General features: G+C 67.8%; 16 protein-coding genes. 9 read left to right on the top strand and 7 right to left on the bottom strand.

The features are described 5' to 3' along the window. Positions 1–490: 490 nt before the first annotated feature. Together VH571_RS02545 and VH571_RS02540 are read right to left on the bottom strand one after the other, a co-directional pair. A complete protein-coding gene (locus VH571_RS02545) occupies positions 491–877 on the bottom strand; it encodes a hypothetical protein (protein ID WP_423263156.1) in 387 nt (128 codons plus the stop codon). Between the two features lie 67 nt (positions 878–944). Next, positions 945–1,823 (bottom strand): oxidoreductase, encoded by an 879-nt coding sequence (locus VH571_RS02540; RefSeq protein ID WP_423263155.1) that lies wholly within the window; start codon positions 1,821–1,823, stop codon positions 945–947. A gap of 62 nt (positions 1,824–1,885) precedes the next feature. Here VH571_RS02540 and VH571_RS02535 point away from each other — a divergent pair, with 62 nt between their 5' ends. Continuing rightward, positions 1,886–2,488 carry a TetR/AcrR family transcriptional regulator gene (locus tag VH571_RS02535; protein ID WP_423263154.1) on the top strand — a complete coding sequence of 201 codons (603 nt, stop codon included), beginning with the start codon at positions 1,886–1,888 and terminating at the stop codon, positions 2,486–2,488. On the opposite strand, the gene VH571_RS02530 is transcribed toward VH571_RS02535, so the two are convergent. Continuing rightward, positions 2,485–2,859, bottom strand: a complete 375-nt coding sequence (locus VH571_RS02530) for a DUF1622 domain-containing protein (RefSeq protein WP_123941177.1) — start codon at positions 2,857–2,859, stop codon at positions 2,485–2,487. The two genes, VH571_RS02535 and VH571_RS02530, sit on opposite strands and share 4 nt — an antisense overlap. 1,282 nt (positions 2,860–4,141) lie before the next feature. On the opposite strand from VH571_RS02530, the gene kdpF reads away from it, so the two are divergent. The 5 genes from kdpF to VH571_RS02505 are packed head-to-tail and all read left to right on the top strand — an operon-like array spanning position 4,142 to position 11,168. Next, a complete protein-coding gene (kdpF, locus tag VH571_RS02525; protein ID WP_123941179.1) occupies positions 4,142–4,231 on the top strand; it encodes a K(+)-transporting ATPase subunit F in 90 nt (29 codons plus the stop codon). Then, a complete protein-coding gene (gene kdpA / locus VH571_RS02520) occupies positions 4,231–5,907 on the top strand; it encodes a potassium-transporting ATPase subunit KdpA (RefSeq protein WP_423263153.1) in 1,677 nt (558 codons plus the stop codon). The genes kdpF and kdpA overlap by 1 nt, the downstream gene beginning before the upstream one ends. A gap of 3 nt (positions 5,908–5,910) precedes the next feature. After that, positions 5,911–8,061 (top strand): potassium-transporting ATPase subunit KdpB, encoded by a 2,151-nt coding sequence (gene kdpB, locus VH571_RS02515; RefSeq protein ID WP_423263152.1) that lies wholly within the window; start codon positions 5,911–5,913, stop codon positions 8,059–8,061. A gap of 24 nt (positions 8,062–8,085) precedes the next feature. After that, complete coding sequence (gene kdpC, locus VH571_RS02510) at positions 8,086–8,691, top strand: potassium-transporting ATPase subunit KdpC (RefSeq protein WP_423263151.1); 606 nt, start codon at positions 8,086–8,088, stop codon at positions 8,689–8,691. Positions 8,692–8,696: 5 nt separating this feature from the next. After that, positions 8,697–11,168, top strand: coding sequence for a sensor histidine kinase (locus VH571_RS02505; RefSeq protein ID WP_055960585.1), 2,472 nt, complete (start codon positions 8,697–8,699; stop codon positions 11,166–11,168). A gap of 1 nt (position 11,169) precedes the next feature. Here the strand turns inward: VH571_RS02505 and VH571_RS02500 are convergent, their stop codons facing one another. The 4 genes from VH571_RS02500 to VH571_RS02485 form a co-directional block, all read right to left on the bottom strand. Continuing rightward, complete coding sequence (locus tag VH571_RS02500) at positions 11,170–11,652, bottom strand: MarR family winged helix-turn-helix transcriptional regulator (RefSeq protein ID WP_423263150.1); 483 nt, start codon at positions 11,650–11,652, stop codon at positions 11,170–11,172. Between the two features lie 34 nt (positions 11,653–11,686). Continuing rightward, on the bottom strand, positions 11,687–12,562 hold the full coding sequence (locus VH571_RS02495; RefSeq protein ID WP_423263149.1) for a LamG domain-containing protein: 876 nt from the start codon (positions 12,560–12,562) through the stop codon (positions 11,687–11,689). Further along, positions 12,559–13,509 carry a signal peptidase I gene (locus VH571_RS02490; protein ID WP_423263148.1) on the bottom strand — a complete coding sequence of 317 codons (951 nt, stop codon included), beginning with the start codon at positions 13,507–13,509 and terminating at the stop codon, positions 12,559–12,561. The genes VH571_RS02495 and VH571_RS02490 overlap by 4 nt, the downstream gene beginning before the upstream one ends. 107 nt (positions 13,510–13,616) lie before the next feature. Then, entirely contained in the window at positions 13,617–14,264 is a 648-nt protein-coding gene (locus VH571_RS02485; RefSeq protein WP_123941195.1) for a hypothetical protein, read from the bottom strand. Positions 14,265–14,507: 243 nt separating this feature from the next. Between VH571_RS02485 and VH571_RS02480 the strand changes: the two genes are divergently transcribed. The 3 genes from VH571_RS02480 (at position 14,508) to VH571_RS02470 (ending at position 18,094) form a co-directional block, all read left to right on the top strand. Then, positions 14,508–15,020, top strand: coding sequence for a MarR family winged helix-turn-helix transcriptional regulator (locus VH571_RS02480; protein WP_423263147.1), 513 nt, complete (start codon positions 14,508–14,510; stop codon positions 15,018–15,020). A 53-nt stretch (positions 15,021–15,073) separates the two neighbouring features. Next, on the top strand, positions 15,074–17,548 hold the full coding sequence (locus VH571_RS02475; protein ID WP_423263146.1) for an ABC transporter: 2,475 nt from the start codon (positions 15,074–15,076) through the stop codon (positions 17,546–17,548). A 117-nt stretch (positions 17,549–17,665) separates the two neighbouring features. Then, positions 17,666–18,094, top strand: a complete 429-nt coding sequence (locus VH571_RS02470; protein WP_123941201.1) for a BLUF domain-containing protein — start codon at positions 17,666–17,668, stop codon at positions 18,092–18,094. Positions 18,095–18,129: the final 35 nt, after the last annotated feature.

Here is an 18,129-nt window from a genome sequence, read left to right as displayed (position 1 = left end):
GCTAGTCACCGCTCTGATCCCCGCCATAACGGGGTTCTCGACATCGAACCTGTTCTCCATGCGTTCTTTGGCGCAGGCGTGGCGGGACGATGAGCCGATAGTCCAGCAGAGTCCTGGACTATCGCCCCGAGGCCGCATTATCGTCCATCTCGACAAGGTAGAGAGTCCGGAAGACCGCAACGCGCAGTGCCCACATAGCGCCTAAAGCCCGGCGAGAGTAGGGGCGCCTCAACGCGTTCTCGTTGGCCTGCCGTGAGCTCGAGGCGGAGAGCGACGTAGTCGCCATCAGCATGCCGAAAATAGAGTGCGATTCCTGTGCCTCAGCGGGTACGTGTTCATCCTGCTTCCGGTGACCAGTGCCCACGGCCGCTTCGGCGAGATCCTTGTCCTCAATGGCAGGGCATGCGGTGTGGCCGGCGCAGTTGCGCCGCCCTTCGGAGGATTCGCCGGAAATGGGAAGGATCCGCATGTGTGGCGGTTCGCGGGCCCTTCACTTGGCGTCGAGTCGCTCATTTGCGGTTTTCCACGTTGGAGGCAGATGAGCGCCAGGGGAGACCCAGCCAGCGAACGAACTTGCTTTCATGAGATCGCGGGTGCCAGTGACGAGGGCAGCGTGCAGTGGCCCTCGCACGAACATTTCCAGGGTCGACCGGTCGCGCCAGGCTGTCAGGGTGGAAAGCGTCCCCTGCAGCGGTGAGACCGCGAATCGGTAGCCGGCCAGCCCGACCGTCGTTGGCAGCGCCTGCCAGAGCTCCTGCGTCGAGCCGATGATGGCGACCAGGTGGCGCCGGCTGCGCACCTCAAAGCGCGTGGCCATGGCGACATAATCATGTTCGGGGTCGAGGATAAGGACGCTCGTCCAGGCGGAGGACGGCATCAGCGTTGTTCCCGCAGTCGAAGGAGTACCGGGGCGAAGGTTGTGAACTGGTGGAGGGCGCCCGCGGTCATCGTGTTGGTGCCATCCGGGTCAGGTCTTCGGAGGCTGACCACAGGCCGGCCTGAAGGGTCGTGCTCCTCGCGGCAGCGGAGGCCTTGATCACCTGGGCGCCGCCGCGCATGTGGAACAGGTGCTCCGGCCCGGTGAAGGTGCCACCCGGCAGTTCCTCTGTGATGGCATAGAGCACCGGGAGGGCGCCCTGCTCGGGGCCTTGGCCGAGAATGGGCAGCAGGCGATCCCACAATCCCGGTTTCTTGTCGGCCGGGCCGTCGTAAATCGGTGTCACGACGAGCCCGGGGTGCGCTGCTAGAGCCCTGACGGCTGAGTCGGCTGCGCGCAGTTGGCGATCGAGCTCGAGGGTGAACGTCAGGTTGGCCAACTTCGAATCGGCGTAGGCACGGCCGCCGGCATACGGACGGCGGCGCCAGTTGAGGTCGTCCAGGTTGAGCTTGCCCATTCGCTCCGCTTGGGACGACACGGTCACGACGCGGGAGGTGATCTGGGGGAGGAGCCGGGTGGTCAGAAGGAAGTGCCAGAGGTGGTTGGTGCCGAATTGGCTTTCGAAGCCGTCCTTGGTGCGGTGCAGCGTCGATTCGGACACGCCGGCGTTGTTGACCAGCACGTCGAGCTGCTCGCTCGTCTCGTCAGCGAAGCGGCGCACCGAGGCCAGGTCGGCCAGATCGAGTTCGCGCACGAGGTGGGAGCCATCGACGCCGGGAAGGTCTGCTGCGACCCGGCGACCCTTGTCGGTGTTCCGGACGGCGAGGATCACTCGGGCGCCTCGGGCGGCGACGGCCGACGCCGTGGCTCGTCCGATGCCGCTGGTTGCCCCGGTGATGAGGATGGTGCGGCCAGCCAAATCGGCGGCGGAAGGTGAGTTCGTCATAACCGTCAATGTAGACGCCGCACACATTGTTGTCAACGTCTACATCGAGGTAAGATCGAGCTGTGTCCACGCCTTATCACCACGGTTCGCTTCGCGAGGTCCTCCTTGCTGAGGGCCGGCAGCTGTTGATGGAGGAGGGGCCCAACGCGGTCACGATCCGAGGGCTTGCCAAGCGAGCCGGGGTCAGCCACAGCGCACCCCTTCGACACTTCGCTGACCGCGACGCACTGTTGGACGCGATCGCGGCCGAAGGGTTCGAGGAACTCTCGGTGGCACTCAGCGCCGCGGAAGGGCAAGACGACTTTGCCGCTCAGTTGCGCGATTATGCGCACGCACATGTTCACTTCGCACTAGACAACGGCCCTCTGATGGAGCTGATGTTCGCAGGCAGCCCACGCGCGGCCGACTCGCCTGCGGCTAGTGCGGCAAGCAGGTTCTTCGCGCGGGGCGCCGGCATGCTCGGTGAAGATGGCGAGGGCCGTCCTGGCCCACTTCCGTTCCTGCTCGCCGGCACGCTCGAGGGGATCAGCTCACTTGCCAGCACCGGCCGACTCGCTCCCGACCAAGTGGACGAGGTCACGGATGCCGCCGTTGCGGTGCTGCTCCCCGCCATTGTCGAGCAACTGGATCGGGTGCAGCGCGGTATCGGCGGCCAGCCTCGCTAGGAGTCAGTTGGCTCGGTCTCCCCGGCAGACGCCGCAGATTGCTTCTGCCAGGGCCATCGTCCGGTTATTTCCAGCTCGAGGGAGAAGCTGAGGAAGGTCCGGATGAGGACGATAACGGCTAGTACTGCAACAGATTCCAGAGTGGGGGTGACCGCGACGGTTCGGATGATGTCCGCGGCCACGAGGAGCTCTAATCCGAGGAGGATGGATCGGCCCAAAAACTGTCGGTAGGGCCTGTAAATGGGGCGCTGCCGACGAATGAAGCGGACGATCGCGTACACGGTTGCGGCAAAGGTGCCTACGACGACGGCGGCTACACCGGCAGCGTCGATACAACGGCCGGCGAGTTCGACCCAATTCTGGAAGCTCATTCAGGGAGGGTATCGGCCCCAGGCGCTCCCTATTCAGCTGCTTCCTGAGCCTGCTTGCACTCTTGACGCATCGCGTTTCAGAACCGGCAGGTCGGAAGGATCGAAAATCTGCAGTTCTGTCGAGACAGCGTGCAGCGGCGGTGAAGGGATGATGGGGAGCCCCTCGCGCTCCTCCCGGGGCTACGACAACGGCCGCTTGGACTTACGAAGATTCAGGAGTCCAAGGGTGGTGTTCACCGCTCCGAGTACGGCGAGAACCCAGCCGGAAGGGTGACCTGTGGTGACGATTCCAAGGCCTCCGGCCAGCATCACGAGTGCGCAGACGACGTAGGACTTGGCCTGGTTTCGAGTCACCCTCACAGTATGGCCCGACCGGAATGGCCCACACCATTGCTAGTGGAGCCGGCGACGGAGCGCCGGCACTCTGCGGTCAGAGCTTGTTGCGGCTCATGAGGCCCCGGAGGCCGCGGACGATGAGGACCGCTCCCAGAACGAGTAGAAATCCGCCAGGGACCCAGGGCGGAACGAAGTCCAGCGCTCCATGGATTGGAGTCGGGGCAAGAAATCCCGTGACGACGCCGATCAAGGCAAAGAATGCGCCGGTCAAAAGCTCCCCGAGGGGGAGAGGGCCGGGCCTTAACCACTGCATGAGCTTGATCGTAGCCAGGCCCAGAACGGGGAGCCGGCGACGGAGCGCCGGCGCTGTGTCGGCCCCTGCCGGAGCCTCGTGTTTTTACCGTGAAGCCTTCGGCAACGTACGGAGGTCCGGGCTCCGCGCAAGCGGCAAGCCGGCGGCTCCTCCGAGAACTTCGGCACGCAGTCGTAAGCTCCCTTATTTCGCGCCGAACTTTTCTCCTCTGCTGCCCTTCGGGTGGCCTGCGCCCGTCACGAGGTTGACGACTCCTCCGCGGCAGTCGCCCGGTGCCGTTGCGGTTACAGCCAGCAGACCGCGGGCTCGCCGGCGAAACGCCAGTAGATGCTGATCCGCCGCGCCGCGATCAGCATCCACTGGAGTCTCGCGCGTCGTGAGGCACGAAACGACGCGGGCGTTAGGAGTCCGTTAGGGAACGAGGCCCCGGCGTAGGGATGTCGTTAGGACGGCCGGCGGGAGCGCGCGGCGGGTATCTACTGACCTGCTGTGCCCCTCGGGGGCATCGGGCCCCGATCGGGGTCTCGCCCGTTCGTCTCCGGTTGGAGTTGTAGTGCTCGACATCGTCTACATTGCCGTCGTGATTGCCGTCTTCGCGGTCGTCGCCCTCGTTGCGAGGGGTGTGGAGAAGCTGTGATCGTCTTCAACGTCATTGCGGCCGTCCTGGCCGTGGCCGCTCTCGTGTACCTGGTCTACGCGCTCGTGAAACCGGAGCGCTTCTGATGACCAGCACCGTTTCGGGGCTCCTCACCATCCTGACGCTCGTCGTGATCCTTGCGGTGCTCCACCGTCCGGTCGGTGACTACATGGCCTGGATCTACACGACCAAGAACAACTGGAAGATCGAGCGCGGCTTCTACCGCCTCATCGGCGTCGACTCGGCGTCCGAGCAGACGTGGCGGGCCTACCTCCGCGGGGTCCTGATCTTCTCTGTCGTCGGCGTCTTCTTCGTCTACGTCATCCAGCGGATCCAAGAGATCCTGCCCTATTCGCTGGGCTTCCCCGCCGTGCCGCAGGGCCTCGCCTTCAACACGGCCGTCTCGTTCGTCACGAACACGAACTGGCAGTCGTACAGCCCCGACGTCACCCTCGGGTACGCCGTCCAGCTCGGCGGCCTCGTCGTGCAGAACTTCGTGTCGGCGGCCGTCGGCATCGCGGTCGCGGTCGCCCTGATCCGCGGTCTCGCCCGCATCAAGAGCGGCACGCTCGGCAACTTCTGGGTCGACCTGACGCGCGGTATCACCCGCCTCCTGCTGCCCGGCGCGATCTTCGCCGCAGTCGTGTTGATCATCGGCGGCGTCATTCAGAACTTCAACGGCTTCGAGAGCATCACGACTCTCACCGGCGGTTCGGCGTCAATCCCGGGAGGACCGGTCGCCTCGCAGGAGGCGATCAAGGAGCTCGGCACGAATGGCGGCGGCTTCTACAACGTCAACTCGGCGCACCCGTTCGAGAACCCGACGGCCTGGACCAACCTGTTCGAGATCGTGCTGATGCTCATCATCCCGTTCTCGCTCCCGCGCACCTTCGGCAAGATGGTCGGCGACGTCCGCCAGGGCTACGCGATCGCCGCCGTGATGGGTGCGATCTTCGCCGCCTCGCTCGTCGCCATGACCTGGTTCGAGCTGAACGGCGCCGGCACCGCGACCCGTCTCGCCGGAGGCGCGATGGAGGGCAAAGAGGACCGCTTCGGCATCTGGGGTTCCACCCTGTTCGCCACCACGTCGACGTCGACCTCGACGGGAGCCGTCAACTCGGCCCACGACTCGTTCACCTCGCTCGGCGGCATGATGGCGCTCCTCAACATGATGCTCGGCGAGATCTCGCCCGGTGGAACCGGGTCGGGCCTCTACGGCATGCTCGTGCTCGCGATCATTACGGTGTTCATCGCCGGCCTGCTGGTCGGCCGCACCCCCGAGTACCTCGGCAAGAAGATCGGGCCGCGCGAGATCAAGCTCGCCTCGATCTACATCCTGATCACCCCGGCCCTGGTTCTCACCGGAACGGCCCTGAGCTTCGCGATCCCCGCGATCCGAGACAACGTCGAGAAGGTCTCGATCTGGAACCCCGGCCTGCACGGCTTCACCGAGGTGCTCTACGCCTTCACCAGCGCGGCCAACAACAACGGCTCCGCCTTCGCCGGCATCACGGCGAACACCCCGTGGATGAACACGGCCCTCGGCATTGCCATGCTGCTCGGCCGCTTCTTGCCGATGGTGTTCGTGCTGGCACTCGCCGGCTCGCTCGCCGCCCAAGACAAGGTGCCCGCCACCGCCGGCACCTTGCCCACGCACCGGCCGCAGTTCGTCGGCCTCCTGATCGGGGTGTCCGTCATCGTGACCGCACTCACCTACTTCCCGGTGCTTGCACTGGGCCCGCTCGCTGAAGGGCTGAAGTAACGCATGTCCACCATCACCGAACACCGCACGGACGAGGATCCCGCGCCCACCGCGACGAAGAAGGGCGCCTTCTCCGGCGCGCAACTCGTCGAGGCTCTTCCCGGCGCCTTCAAGAAGCTCGACCCGCGCGAGATGTGGCACAACCCGGTCATGTTCCTCGTCGAGATCGGCGCGGCCTACACGACGATCCTGGCGATCGCGCAGCCGTTCACGGGCGGGGCCGGCACGTCCGGCGGATCGACCGTGCCCGGATCCTTCACCTGGGCCATCGCCGTGTGGCTCTGGCTCACGGTCGTCTTCGCGAACCTCGCCGAGTCGGTCGCCGAGGGCCGTGGCAAGGCGCAGGCCGAGAGCCTGCGCAAGACGCGCACCAGCACGACGGCGAACCGTGTCGACTCGTACGATGCGGCCGCGGACGCCGCAGCCGAGAGCGCGACGCTCTCGTCGGTGTCGTCAGCCGATCTCACGCTCGGCGACACCGTCGTGGTCACGGCCGGCGAGCTGATCCCCGGCGACGGAGACATCGTCTGGGGGATCGCGAGCGTCGACGAGTCGGCGATCACCGGCGAGTCGGCCCCCGTTATCCGCGAGTCGGGCGGCGACCGCAGCGCCGTCACCGGCGGCACCCGGGTGCTGTCGGACCGCATCGTCGTGACCATCACGTCGAAGCCCGGCGAGACCTTCGTCGACCGGATGATCCGCCTTGTCGAGGGCGCGTCGCGTCAGAAGACCCCGAACGAGATCGCGCTGAACATTCTGCTTGCGTCGCTCTCGATCGTCTTCGTCGTCGTCTGCCTGGCTCTCAATCCGATCGCGTCGTACTCGAACGCGGCCGTGTCGATCCCGGTGCTGATCGCCCTGCTCGTCTGCCTCATCCCGACCACCATCGGCGCGCTGCTGAGCGCCATCGGCATCGCCGGCATGGACCGCCTGGTGCAGCGCAACGTGCTCGCCATGTCGGGGCGCGCGGTCGAAGCGGCCGGCGACGTGACGACGCTGCTGCTCGACAAGACCGGAACGATCACCTACGGCAACCGCCAGGCGGCCGAGTTCCTGCCGATGGACGGCGTCGCCGTGAACGAGCTGGTCGAGGCCGCTGCGACGTCGTCGCTCAGCGACCCGACACCCGAGGGCAAGTCGATCGTCGACCTCGCCGTCACGCTCGGCTACGTCCGTGCCGAGAGCGTCGCCGGCGACATCGTGCCCTTCACCGCCCAGACCCGCATGTCGGGGCTCGACCTGCCCGACGGCTCGCAGATCCGCAAGGGCGCCGGCGGCATGGTGATCGCCTGGATCGAAGACGGCACGTCGCTCGCGGTGGGGGAGCGCCACGCACTCGACACCTCGATCGAGGCCGTGTCCAACGCCGGAGGCACGCCCCTCGTCGTCGCGACCCGCGCCGCGAACGGGAGCGGAAGGATCCTCGGGGTCGTCTACCTGAAGGACGTCGTCAAAACGGGTCTGGCGGAGCGGTTCGCCGAGCTCCGCACCATGGGAATCCGCACCGTGATGATCACCGGCGACAACCCGCTGACCGCCAAGGCGATCGCCGCCGAGGCCGGGGTCGACGACTTCCTCGCCGAGGCCACGCCCGAAGACAAGCTCGCCTTGATCCGTCGCGAGCAGGAGGGCGGCAACCTCGTCGCGATGACGGGTGACGGCACCAACGACGCCCCCGCGCTCGCTCAGGCCGATGTCGGAGTGGCGATGAACACGGGCACTTCGGCCGCGAAGGAGGCCGGCAACATGGTCGACCTCGACTCCGACCCGACGAAGCTCATCGACATCGTGCGCATCGGCAAGCAGCTGCTCATCACGCGGGGCGCGCTCACGACGTTCTCGATCGCGAACGACGTCGCGAAGTACTTCGCGATCATCCCCGCGATGTTCGCCGGGATCTTCCCGGGGCTCGGGCTGCTCAACATCATGCAGCTGCACTCGCCGGCGTCGGCCATCCTGTCGGCGATCGTCTTCAACGCGATCATCATCGTGATCCTGATCCCCCTGGCCCTGCGCGGCGTCAAGTACCGGGCCGCCTCGGCCTCGGCGATCCTGAACCGCAACATCCTGGTCTACGGGGTCGGCGGCATCATCGCGCCGTTCATCGGCATCAAGATCATCGACCTCGTCGTCTCGCTCCTCCCGGGCTTCTAGCCCTCGTACTGGAAAGGAAGAATCATGAACACCCGCACACTCGCCCGCCAGTACTGGGTGGCCATCCGCGCGATGATCGTCTTCACGATCGTGCTCGGAGTCGCCTACACCGCAGTCATCACCGGCGTGGGGCAGCTCGTCGCTCCCGCTCAGGCAGGCGGCTCCGTCGTGAAGGTCGACGGCGATGTCGTCGGCTCCGCTCTCATCGGCCAGAGCTTCACCGATAAGAAGGGGAACGCTCTGCCGGAGTGGTTCCAGTCGCGCCCCTCAGCCGCCGGCGACGGCTACGACGCCACCGCGTCGAGCTTCAGCAACTACGGCCCCGAGAACGACGACCTCATCGCCGCTGTCAAGGAGCGCAAGGCCGCCATCGCCACAGAGAACGACGTGCCCGCCTCGAGCGTGCCCGCCGACGCGGTGACGGCCTCCGGATCGGGGCTCGACCCGCACATCAGCCCGGCCTACGCGCTACTGCAGGTCGACCGGATCGCCGCGGTGCGTGACCTCCCGGTCACGAAGGTCCGCGCCCTTGTCGAGTCGATGATCCAGGACCGCGACGCCGGCTACCTCGGCGAGAAGACGGTCAACGTGCTTCGGCTGAACGTCGCGCTCGCCGGGCTGAAAGGCTAGATCAGATGAAACGCGGGCGGCTCCGAGTGCTGCTCGGCGCCGCCCCCGGCGTCGGCAAAACCTACACGATGCTCGAAGAGGGCGCGCGCCTCCGCGACGAGGGCAAGACGGTGGAGGTGGCGGTCGTCGAGACCCACGGCCGCACCGCCACCGCCGCCCAGCTCGAGGGGCTGCCGGTGATCCCGCGCACCATCACCGAGCACCGGGGTGTCGAGCTGACCGAGATGGACCTCGACGCCGTGCTCGAGCGGCACCCGCAGGTCGCCCTCGTCGATGAGCTCGCCCACACCAATGCTCCGGGAAGCCGCAACGAGAAGCGCTGGCAAGACGTCGACGCCCTCCTCGAGGCGGGCATCGACGTCATCTCCACCGTGAACGTGCAGCACATCGAGTCGCTCAGCGACGTCGTGGAGCAGATCACCGGGGCGCCGCAGCGCGAGACGATCCCCGACCAGGTGCTCCGAGGTGCCGACCAGATCGAGGTCGTCGACCTGGCCCCGCAGGCGCTCCGAGACCGCCTGGCCGAGGGCAACGTCTACCCGGCGGCACGGATCGACGCCGCGCTGTCGAACTACTTCCGGCTCGGCAACCTGACCGCGCTCCGCGAACTGGCCCTCCTCTGGCTCGCCGACGAGGTCGATTCCGCACTGAAGGCCTACCGGTCCGAGCACGGCATCGACAGCAAGTGGGAGGCCCGCGAGCGGGTCGTCGTCGCTCTGACGGGCGGGCCGGAGGGCGAGACGCTCATTCGGAGGGGGGCTCGGATCGCCGCTCGCGCCGCCGGCGGTGACCTGCTCGTGGTGCACGTCAGCCGACAGGACGGCCTGGCCGAGACGTTCCCCGGCGCCCTCGCCAGCCAGCGCTCGCTGACGGAGAAGCTCGGCGGCAGCTACCACCAGGTGGTCGGCGACGACGTGCCCCGGGCCCTGGTCGACTTCGCGAAGGCGATGAATGCCACGCAACTGGTGCTCGGCGTGAGCCGCCGCTCGCGGATCGCGGCCGCCCTGACCGGGCCCGGAATCGGCGCGACCGTCATCCGCGAATCCGGCGTGATCGACGTGCACATCGTCACCCATTCGAAGGCGGGCGGCCACTTCACGCTGCCCCGGGTCGGCGGCGCGCTGACGCTGAAGCGCCGCCTCGTGGGCAGTGCCCTGGCGCTGGCCCTCGGACCGCTCGTCACCTGGATCCTCGTCACGTTCCGCACCGACGAGACCCTCACCAGCGACGTGCTCGTCTTCCAACTGCTGGTCGTCGTCGTCGCGCTGGTCGGCGGCATCTGGCCGGCGCTCTTCGCCGCCGTCCTCTCGGGCTTCACTCTCGACTTTTTCTTCGTCGAACCGTTCCACAGCGTCACGATCGCACGGCCTTTCCATCTGCTCGCCCTCGCCCTCTACGTGATCAACGCCCTGCTGGTCAGCTACGTCGTCGACCAGGCCGCGCGCCGCTCCCGATCGGCGGCCCGCGCGCTCGCCGAGTCGGAGCTCCTCGCCACGATCGCCGGAAGCGTGCTCCGCGGACAGGATGCCCTGCAGGCCCTGATCACCCGCACGCGGGAGGTGTTCCACCTCACGAGCGTGCAGGTCACCTCGGGCGCCGAGACCCTCTACTGCACCGGCGATCCGAAAGACGGCGACCACGTCACCCGCATCGAGGTCGGCGAGCACGGCACACTCGAACTGCGCGGGCCCGACCTGGCCGCCAGCGAGCGCCGCCTGCTCAAGGTGATCGCCGCCCAGGTCGACGCGGCACTCGAGCACAACGCCCTCAGCGCGACGGCCGACGCCGTCAAGCCGCTCGCCCAGGTCGACCAGGTGCGTTCCGCCCTCCTGGCCGCGGTCGGCCACGACCTCCGCCGACCGCTCGCCTCGGCGACGGCGGCCATCGGCGGGCTGCAGACGCCCGGCGTCACCCTCAGCGACGTCGATCGACAAGAGTTGCTCGCCACCGCGGCGGAGAGCCTCGACTCTCTCGCGACCCTCGTGACGAACCTGCTCGACGTGAGCCGGGTCCAGGCCGGAGCCCTCGCGGTGTCGCTCGTCGACGTCGACGTCGACGACGTGATTCTCGGGGCCTTCGACGAGCTCGGCATCGGCCCCGACGAGGTCGATCTGGGCATCGAGCAGAACCTGCCGCCGGTCGTGGCCGATCCCGTCCTGTTGCAGCGCGTCGTCGTCAACCTGCTCGACAACGCCCTGCGCTACGACGCGCCGGGCGGGAGGGTGCACGTCTCGGCCAGCAGCTTCGCCGGCACCCTGCAGATCCGCATCGCCGACCGCGGGCCCGGAGTCAGCCCCGATCGCCGCGAAGACATCTTCGTGCCGTTCCAGCGGCTCGGCGACACCGACAACACGACGGGTCTCGGGCTGGGGCTGGCCCTGTCGAAGGGCTTCACCGAGGGCATGGGCGGCACCCTCGAGGTCGAGGACACCCCGGGAGGAGGCCTGACGATGGTGGTGACGCTCCCGCTTCGGTGAGCTACTCCGTGGGCTCCGGAAGCGACTGCACGAGGGCGTCGCCGAGAGCGGTGAGCGTACGTGTGGCGGCGCGGAGCTCGGCGCCCGAGAAGACGCCGTCGAATGCCGTGCTGTAGACGTCAATCACTTGACTGACGGCGGCGCGGCCCTTGTCGGTGAGGTGAAGGAGCTGACTCCGGCGATCCGTGGGATGCGGGCGGCGCTCGACGTCGCTGGCTTTCTCGAGGCGATCGATGAGGGCTGTGATCGAGCCGGTGGTGTGGCCGAGCACTGCCGCCAGGTCGCGTGGAGAGACGTTCTCGGTACTGAATAGGTAGACGAGCACGCGCAGATCGGTCGAGCCGAGCGAGAGCACCTGAGACAGATGCGAGCTCATTCGGAGGTTCTGCGACTGCAGGTGCTGGAAGGCACCGAGAAGCCCGATGAGCCCCGCTTGGTCTGGGTCGACAGATTCGGGAGTGGGGGAGGGAGCGGAGTCGGTCATGTCGTCCTGATCCGGATTCTGCCGCGACGGGAGGTTATTGACCGGCGGCGTAGTGGTTGGAGACCTGCTGGGCGGTGAGGACCGTGCTGTACACGGCCGCGTAACGCATGGATCCGGTGAAATAGTAGTTGGTCGCCGAGCCCGGCCAGCCGCTTGTCGTGTCGTAGCCGACACGGAAGTAGCCGGTGTAGTTCTCGGCGGCGGTGTACGAGGCGTTCGAGGCGACGAGCCCACCGTCGGCGTAGAGGCGCATTCCGGTCGCGGCTGACAGGGTCGCGGCGACGTGGTGCCACTTGCCGTCGTTGTAGGCCTTGGTCGAGGTGACGACCTGGGTGGCGTTGTTGTAGGCGCCGAAGACGAGCTGCCCCGAGGTATTCAGGTAGATCTGGCGATCGTGCTGGCCGGAGGCCGTGACCTGGTTGCTGCCGAATCCGATGAGGAGCCCACCGGCGACGGTCGTCTTGAACCAGACCTCTTCGCTGAAGGTGGTCGGGTTGGCGACCGACGAGGCGGTCGAGACGAAGCTCGATGTGCCGTTCAGCACGTACGCGCCGCCGGTGTCGCGCGAGCACGCGATCGGCGTCGCGGTGCTTGAGGTCATGGACCCCTGGTAAGTGCCGTTGGCCGCCTTGCCGTCGCTGTCGACAGCGGTCGTCGACCCTGATGCCTCGTTGAGGTAGTACTGGAACAGCGCGTTCGCCTTGTCGGCCGATTCGGCGTCGGTGCACTTGAAGTACGGGGCCGTCGCGGAGGTGTTCGTGCTGTTCGTGACCTTGGCGAAGTACCCGGCGGTCGAGGAGGGCACGCTCTCGGCGGTGATGCAGACGGCGGCGAGGGCGATGACTGCGAGTCCGGCCAGAACGTGGATGCGCCGGAGGGCCCGAAGGCGGCGGGCGATGCGGTTCGTCACGCGACGACCTCGTCCTGCTTCGGGGGGAGTCCGACGATCATGGTCCAGAGTAACGGCAGCAGGCAGATGAAACCGAAGACGACCCACCCCCAGAAGCCGAGGTGCAGGGCTGTCGAGAGGCTGTAGAAGTCTTGGTGGGCCGAGGCCGGAACGGTGAGGTGCCCCACCTGGCCGGTGGCTAGGTCGGCATGGGTGCCGTGAACTGCCTGGACGCGGATCGGCAGCAGGCCGGTCGACACGACGATCGCACCCGGGTGACCGCCGGTCGTGGTGACCTGCTCGACGACCACTCCGGTGAACGGCTTCAGGATGAACGCGGTGACCGAGACGACGAGCGAGACGCCGGTGATGCGGTACGAGACCTTGCGGGTTGCGATCTTCACCCGGGCGGTGAGCAGCCACACGGTGATGAGGCCGAGGAGCACGATGGGCAGCCCGCGGATGAGCCAGCCGAGCCCGGGCAGCACGGTGGTCGCTTTGCCGACGAGGTTCGAGTCGGTCAGCTGCCAAGGATCCGTGGCGCCGTTGATGTCGCCCCGGGTCGAGATGAGCCCGGTCGTGCCGATCCCGATCACGCGGTGCGTGTAGGTCTCGGTGGGTGAGGTCGGCGGGTGGAACGCGATGACGTCGCCGACGTGGAGGTCGTCGGCGGTCGTCGGGGTGGTGAGGACGAGGGTGCCGACCGGAGCCGCGGTTCCCATCGACGGGGTCTTGACGATGAACCAGCTGCCGCCCTGGAGGTGGAACAGCAGCGCTGCTGCGATCAGTGCCACGCCGAGCGCGGTGACGACGATCAGAGCGATGCTCGCGATCACGGTGCGTCCGGGGCGCGGTGTGAGGCTGGCGAGCTCGATGTGCTGAGCGTCGAGGGTGACGACGTCGTCGGCACGGACCGCGGCCGGCGCGAGGGGCGTCTCGGTCGGGGTGGTGTCGCGGGTGTCGGTCACGATGATCTCCAGGGCTGTGGGCGGGAACTCCAGCGGGGGCTGGGGTTCCCGCCCGGCGGCGGGGTGGGGGTCGATTCGGCGGCCCCCGGTATTCGGTGGGGGTGTGACTAGCTGGCGTAGTTCCAGACGAGGGGCAGCGATGCCTGCAGGCCCTGGTACGTGTTGCCGGCGGAGGAGGCGAGGGTCACGGCGAAGCTGAACCCGGTGGTGCCACCGGCGGCGACGGCGGGGAGGGTGTAGGCCGACGAGCCGGCGAGAGCGGCGAGCGTGCCCGAGTAGACGACCGTGTTGGCGGTGGTGTTGGTGATGACGACGGAGAGCTTCGCGCAGAGGTCGGTGGCGGTGCCGTTGGCGGCGCCCGAGTTCGACTGGGCGCAGGTGGCGCCGGGGGTGAGGGTGAAGGTGCTCGCGGCGACGGTGCCGGTGTTCTTGATGGTGACGGGCGTGGTGACCGTCTGGCCGGGGATCATCGTGGTCGATCCGCCGAACTTGTTGATCGTGGCGCAGGTGGCGGTGTTGTTCGAGACCGAGCCGCCGTCGGTGGAGGTGCAGGTGACCGTCGCGCCGGAGTTCTGCTCCTGCATGGTCAGGGCGCCGGTGGCGGCGGTGTTGTTCGAGTTGGTGATCTGCGCGGCGAAGCCCGACAGGGTGCCCGTCATGGTGACCGAGAGGAGGACGGCGGCGAGGACGCCGGTCGCGATGGCGATGGGGGCGAAGCGAATGCGCTTGGCTTTGACGGGGGTGGGGTTCGACACTGGCTTGCTCCTGAAAGTGGGTGGGACACTGAGTAGAAAAATGAGGCACCTGCACGATGAGTGGCAATCTCGAAGAGTTGGTTAGTCAATTGCCAGGACATTCACCGGTGCGTTAGCTCAACTATGAGATAGTTTGATGAGTGAGCCAAGTCCCCTCTTAGGGGGTCTTACGTCTGACCCACTCGGATCCATACCCTGAGGTGCGGCCATGGATGGCCCATCACGACAACAAAGAGACCACGGATGACCTCACACACCAGCACCACCAGCACCATCGCCAAGACACCGAAACCTGCTCCGACCGATCCGGCCGAGATCGTCGAGGCAGTGACAGCACTCTCTGCCGCCCTCACCGAGATCGACGGGGCCCACCGGCGCATCCGCCACCGTCTCGCCCACGACCTCGGGTTCTCGACGAGCGAGCTCACGGCCATCTTCCTCATCGGCAGCACCGAAGAGTGCACGCCCAAGGCCCTGAGCGCCGAGCTCGACCTCTCCACCGGCGCCATCACTGCTCTCGTTGACCGGCTCGACCGCGCCGGCCACGTCGAGCGAATCGCCCACCCGACCGATCGCCGCAGCCAGCTGCTGACCCTCACCTTCCGGGGCGAAGAGGCGTTCGAGTCGATTGCAGGCACCTACAACGCGGCCATCGAAGACGTCGTCAAGACGTCCCCCTGCGTGTTCGACCAGGGCCTCATCGACTGCCTCCGCCACGCGGCCACCGCGATCGACGCCGCAGCAGCCCGCGACTAGCGGCGACGGGCCTCCCTGCGCAGAGGCGAACCACGGCGTCTACCATCGACTGGATGCCTGCACTCCCTCCCAGCGCCCCTCACCCGACTTCGAGCGGGGCCGCGCCGGATCCTCGTCTGACCCGCCTGCCCGACGAATCCGCCCGCGACGGATTCATCCGGGTCCGCGGCGCCCGCGAGAACAACCTCCGTGACGTGGACGTCGATGTGCCGCGCGACCGTCTCGTTGCCTTCACGGGGGTGTCAGGATCCGGCAAGTCGTCGCTCGCATTCGGCACGATCTTCGCCGAAGCCCAACGCCGATTCCTCGAGTCGGTGGCGCCGTACGCGCGCCGGCTCATCGCGCAGGGGTCGACCCCGCACGTCGACTCGATCACCGGACTGCCGCCGGCCGTCGCCCTGCAGCAGCGGCGGGGCGCGCCGAGTTCGCGCTCGACCGTCGGCACTCTGACGACGCTCTCCAACTCGGTGCGGATGCTCTACTCGCGCGCCGGAAGCTACCCCGACGGGGCGACCCGCCTCGAGTCCGACTCGTTCTCGCCCAATACCGTCGCCGGTGCATGCCCCCGCTGTCACGGTCTCGGCATCGCGCACGAGGTCACCGAGGCGTCGGCCGTGCGCGACGACACGCTCAGCATCCGCGACGGAGCGATCGCCGCCTGGCCTGGAGCCTGGCAGGGCAAGAACCTCCGCGATGTCACGGCCGTGCTCGGCTACGACATTGACCGGCCCTGGCGCGAGCTCTCCCGCGCCGACCGCGACTGGCTGCTCTTGACCGACGAGCAGCCCGTCGTCGAGGTTCAGCCCCAGCGCGACCGCGTCGCCAAGCCCTACAAGGGGCGTTTCTGGAGCGCGCGACAGTTCGTGATGCACACCCTCGCCGACTCGCAGAGCGAAACCCAGCGCACCAAGATGCTGCAGTTCGTCGAGTCGGGGCCCTGCTCGCTCTGCGGAGGGAGCGGCCTAACCCGGGCCGCCCTGCTCGTCACGGTCGGCGGAACCACGATCGCCGAGCTCAACCGGCTTCCGCTCGCCGCTCTCGCCGACGTTCTCCGACCCATCGCGACGCTGGAGCACGCCGGTGCCGCCACGTCCCGTGCGTCCTCCGGAGAACGCACCGAGGTGGCCGTCACGATCTCGCGCGACCTGCTCGCCCGCGTCGAGGTGCTCACCGACCTGGGCCTCGGCTACCTCAGTCTCGACCGGGCGACACCCACCCTGTCTCCGGGCGAGATGCAGCGACTCCGCATCGCCACCCAGCTGCGCTCCGGCCTGTTCGGTGTCGTCTACGTACTCGACGAGCCGAGCGCCGGGCTGCACCCCGCCGACTCCGAGTCGCTCATCGAGGTCTTGGACGGCTTACGCGCGAGCGGCAACAGCGTGTTCGTCGTCGAGCACGACATGGACATCGTGCGCCGCGCCGACTGGATCGTCGACGTCGGCCCCGGAGCGGGGGCGGGCGGCGGCGAGGTGCTCTACAGCGGGCCGGTCGAGGGGCTTGCGGGCATCGAGACGTCGGTCACGCGGCGGTTCCTGGATCCTTCGCCCGTGGCCGCAGACACCGAGACCCGGCGGCCGGCGGCGACACTCGAACTCCGCGGGGTCACGCGCAACAACCTGCGGGGTCTCGACGTCGACGTGCCGCTCGGCGTGATGACGGCAGTGACAGGAGTCTCAGGATCCGGCAAGTCCACGCTCGTCGGGCACGTCCTGGCCGAGCACGCGACCGAGCATCCTCTCGTCGACCGCGTCGTGCAGGTCGACCAGAAGCCGATCGGCCGCACGCCCCGCTCGAACCTCGCCACCTACACCGGCCTCTTCGACGCCGTGCGCGGCGCCTTCGCCGACACCGACCAGGCGAGAGCGCGTGGCTGGTCGGCCGGGCGCTTCTCGTTCAACGTGGCGGGCGGCCGCTGCGAGGTCTGCCAGGGTGAGGGCTCGGTCTCGGTCGAGCTGCTCTTCCTGCCGGGGAGCTGGGCTCCATGCCCCGAGTGCCACGGCACCCGCTACGCGCCCGAGACCCTGGAGGTGCTCTGGAACGGAGCCTCGATCGCCGACGTGCTCGCGATGACGGTCGAGGAGGCGGCGCCGTTTCTCAGCGCGATTCCCGCAGCCCACCGCGGGCTCGAGACGCTCCGCCAGGTCGGGCTCGGCTACCTCCGGCTGGGGCAGCCGGCACCGCAGCTGTCGGGTGGTGAGGCGCAGCGCATCAAGCTCGCGACCGAGCTGCAGCGCGCCCGGCCCGGCCACACGCTGTACCTGCTCGACGAGCCGACCACCGGCCTGCACCCGGCCGACGTCGAGTTGCTCGTCGTCCAGCTGAACCGACTGGTCGACGCGGGCAACACCGTCGTGCTGGTCGAGCACGCCATGGGCGTCGTCGCGGCGGCCGACCACGTGATCGACATGGGCCCCGCGGGAGGCGACGAGGGTGGTCTCGTCGTGGCGTCGGGCACGCCCGCCGACGTCGCGTCGGTATCGGCGAGCCGGACGGCGCCGTATCTCGCCACTCGGCTTCCCGTGGGCTGACGGGAGCGCGGGATCCTGCCGGTCCGGTCTCTCTATTCCCGTCTGGTCGCCCCCTGTCCTGGGGCTGGCCGGCCCTGCCCGGTTCGTCCAGGCTGGTCGTAACGAACAGGAGCTGTCATGTTGTCAGTGGTCTACACGAGTGCCGCCAAGGGGTCCTTCGACGATTCCGATCTGGCGACGCTGCTGATGAACAGCCGGTCGAACAACCGCCGGCTCGGTCTAACCGGTTTTCTGCTCTACCGCGACGGCCTGTTCCTGCAGGTCCTCGAGGGGCCCGACGAGGTCGTGCGGGATCGCCTGGCGATCATCACCGCCGATCCCCGACACGGCGACGTGGCAGTGCTCGTCGAAGACGAGGTGGCCGAACGTCGCTTCCCGTCGTGGTCGATGGGCTACGAGGCCGTGACCGACGAGCTCGCCGAGTCGATTCCCGGCTACCGTTCGACCTTCGACGACATCGGTCGGGGCGCCCTCGGTGCTGCCGACCAGCCCGCTGTTCGGCAGCTGGTGCAGTGGTTTCAGAATCGAGCACCCGAGGCGGCCTGATCCCGCCTCGGGTTTTCCTCGGGACGACGTCGTGG

This window comes from Frondihabitans sp. 4ASC-45, from assembly GCF_049472575.1.
GTDB lineage: Bacteria > Actinomycetota > Actinomycetes > Actinomycetales > Microbacteriaceae > Frondihabitans.
The sequence above is the reverse complement of the archived record's forward strand: the minus strand, read 5'-3'. Positions and strand labels throughout refer to the sequence as shown.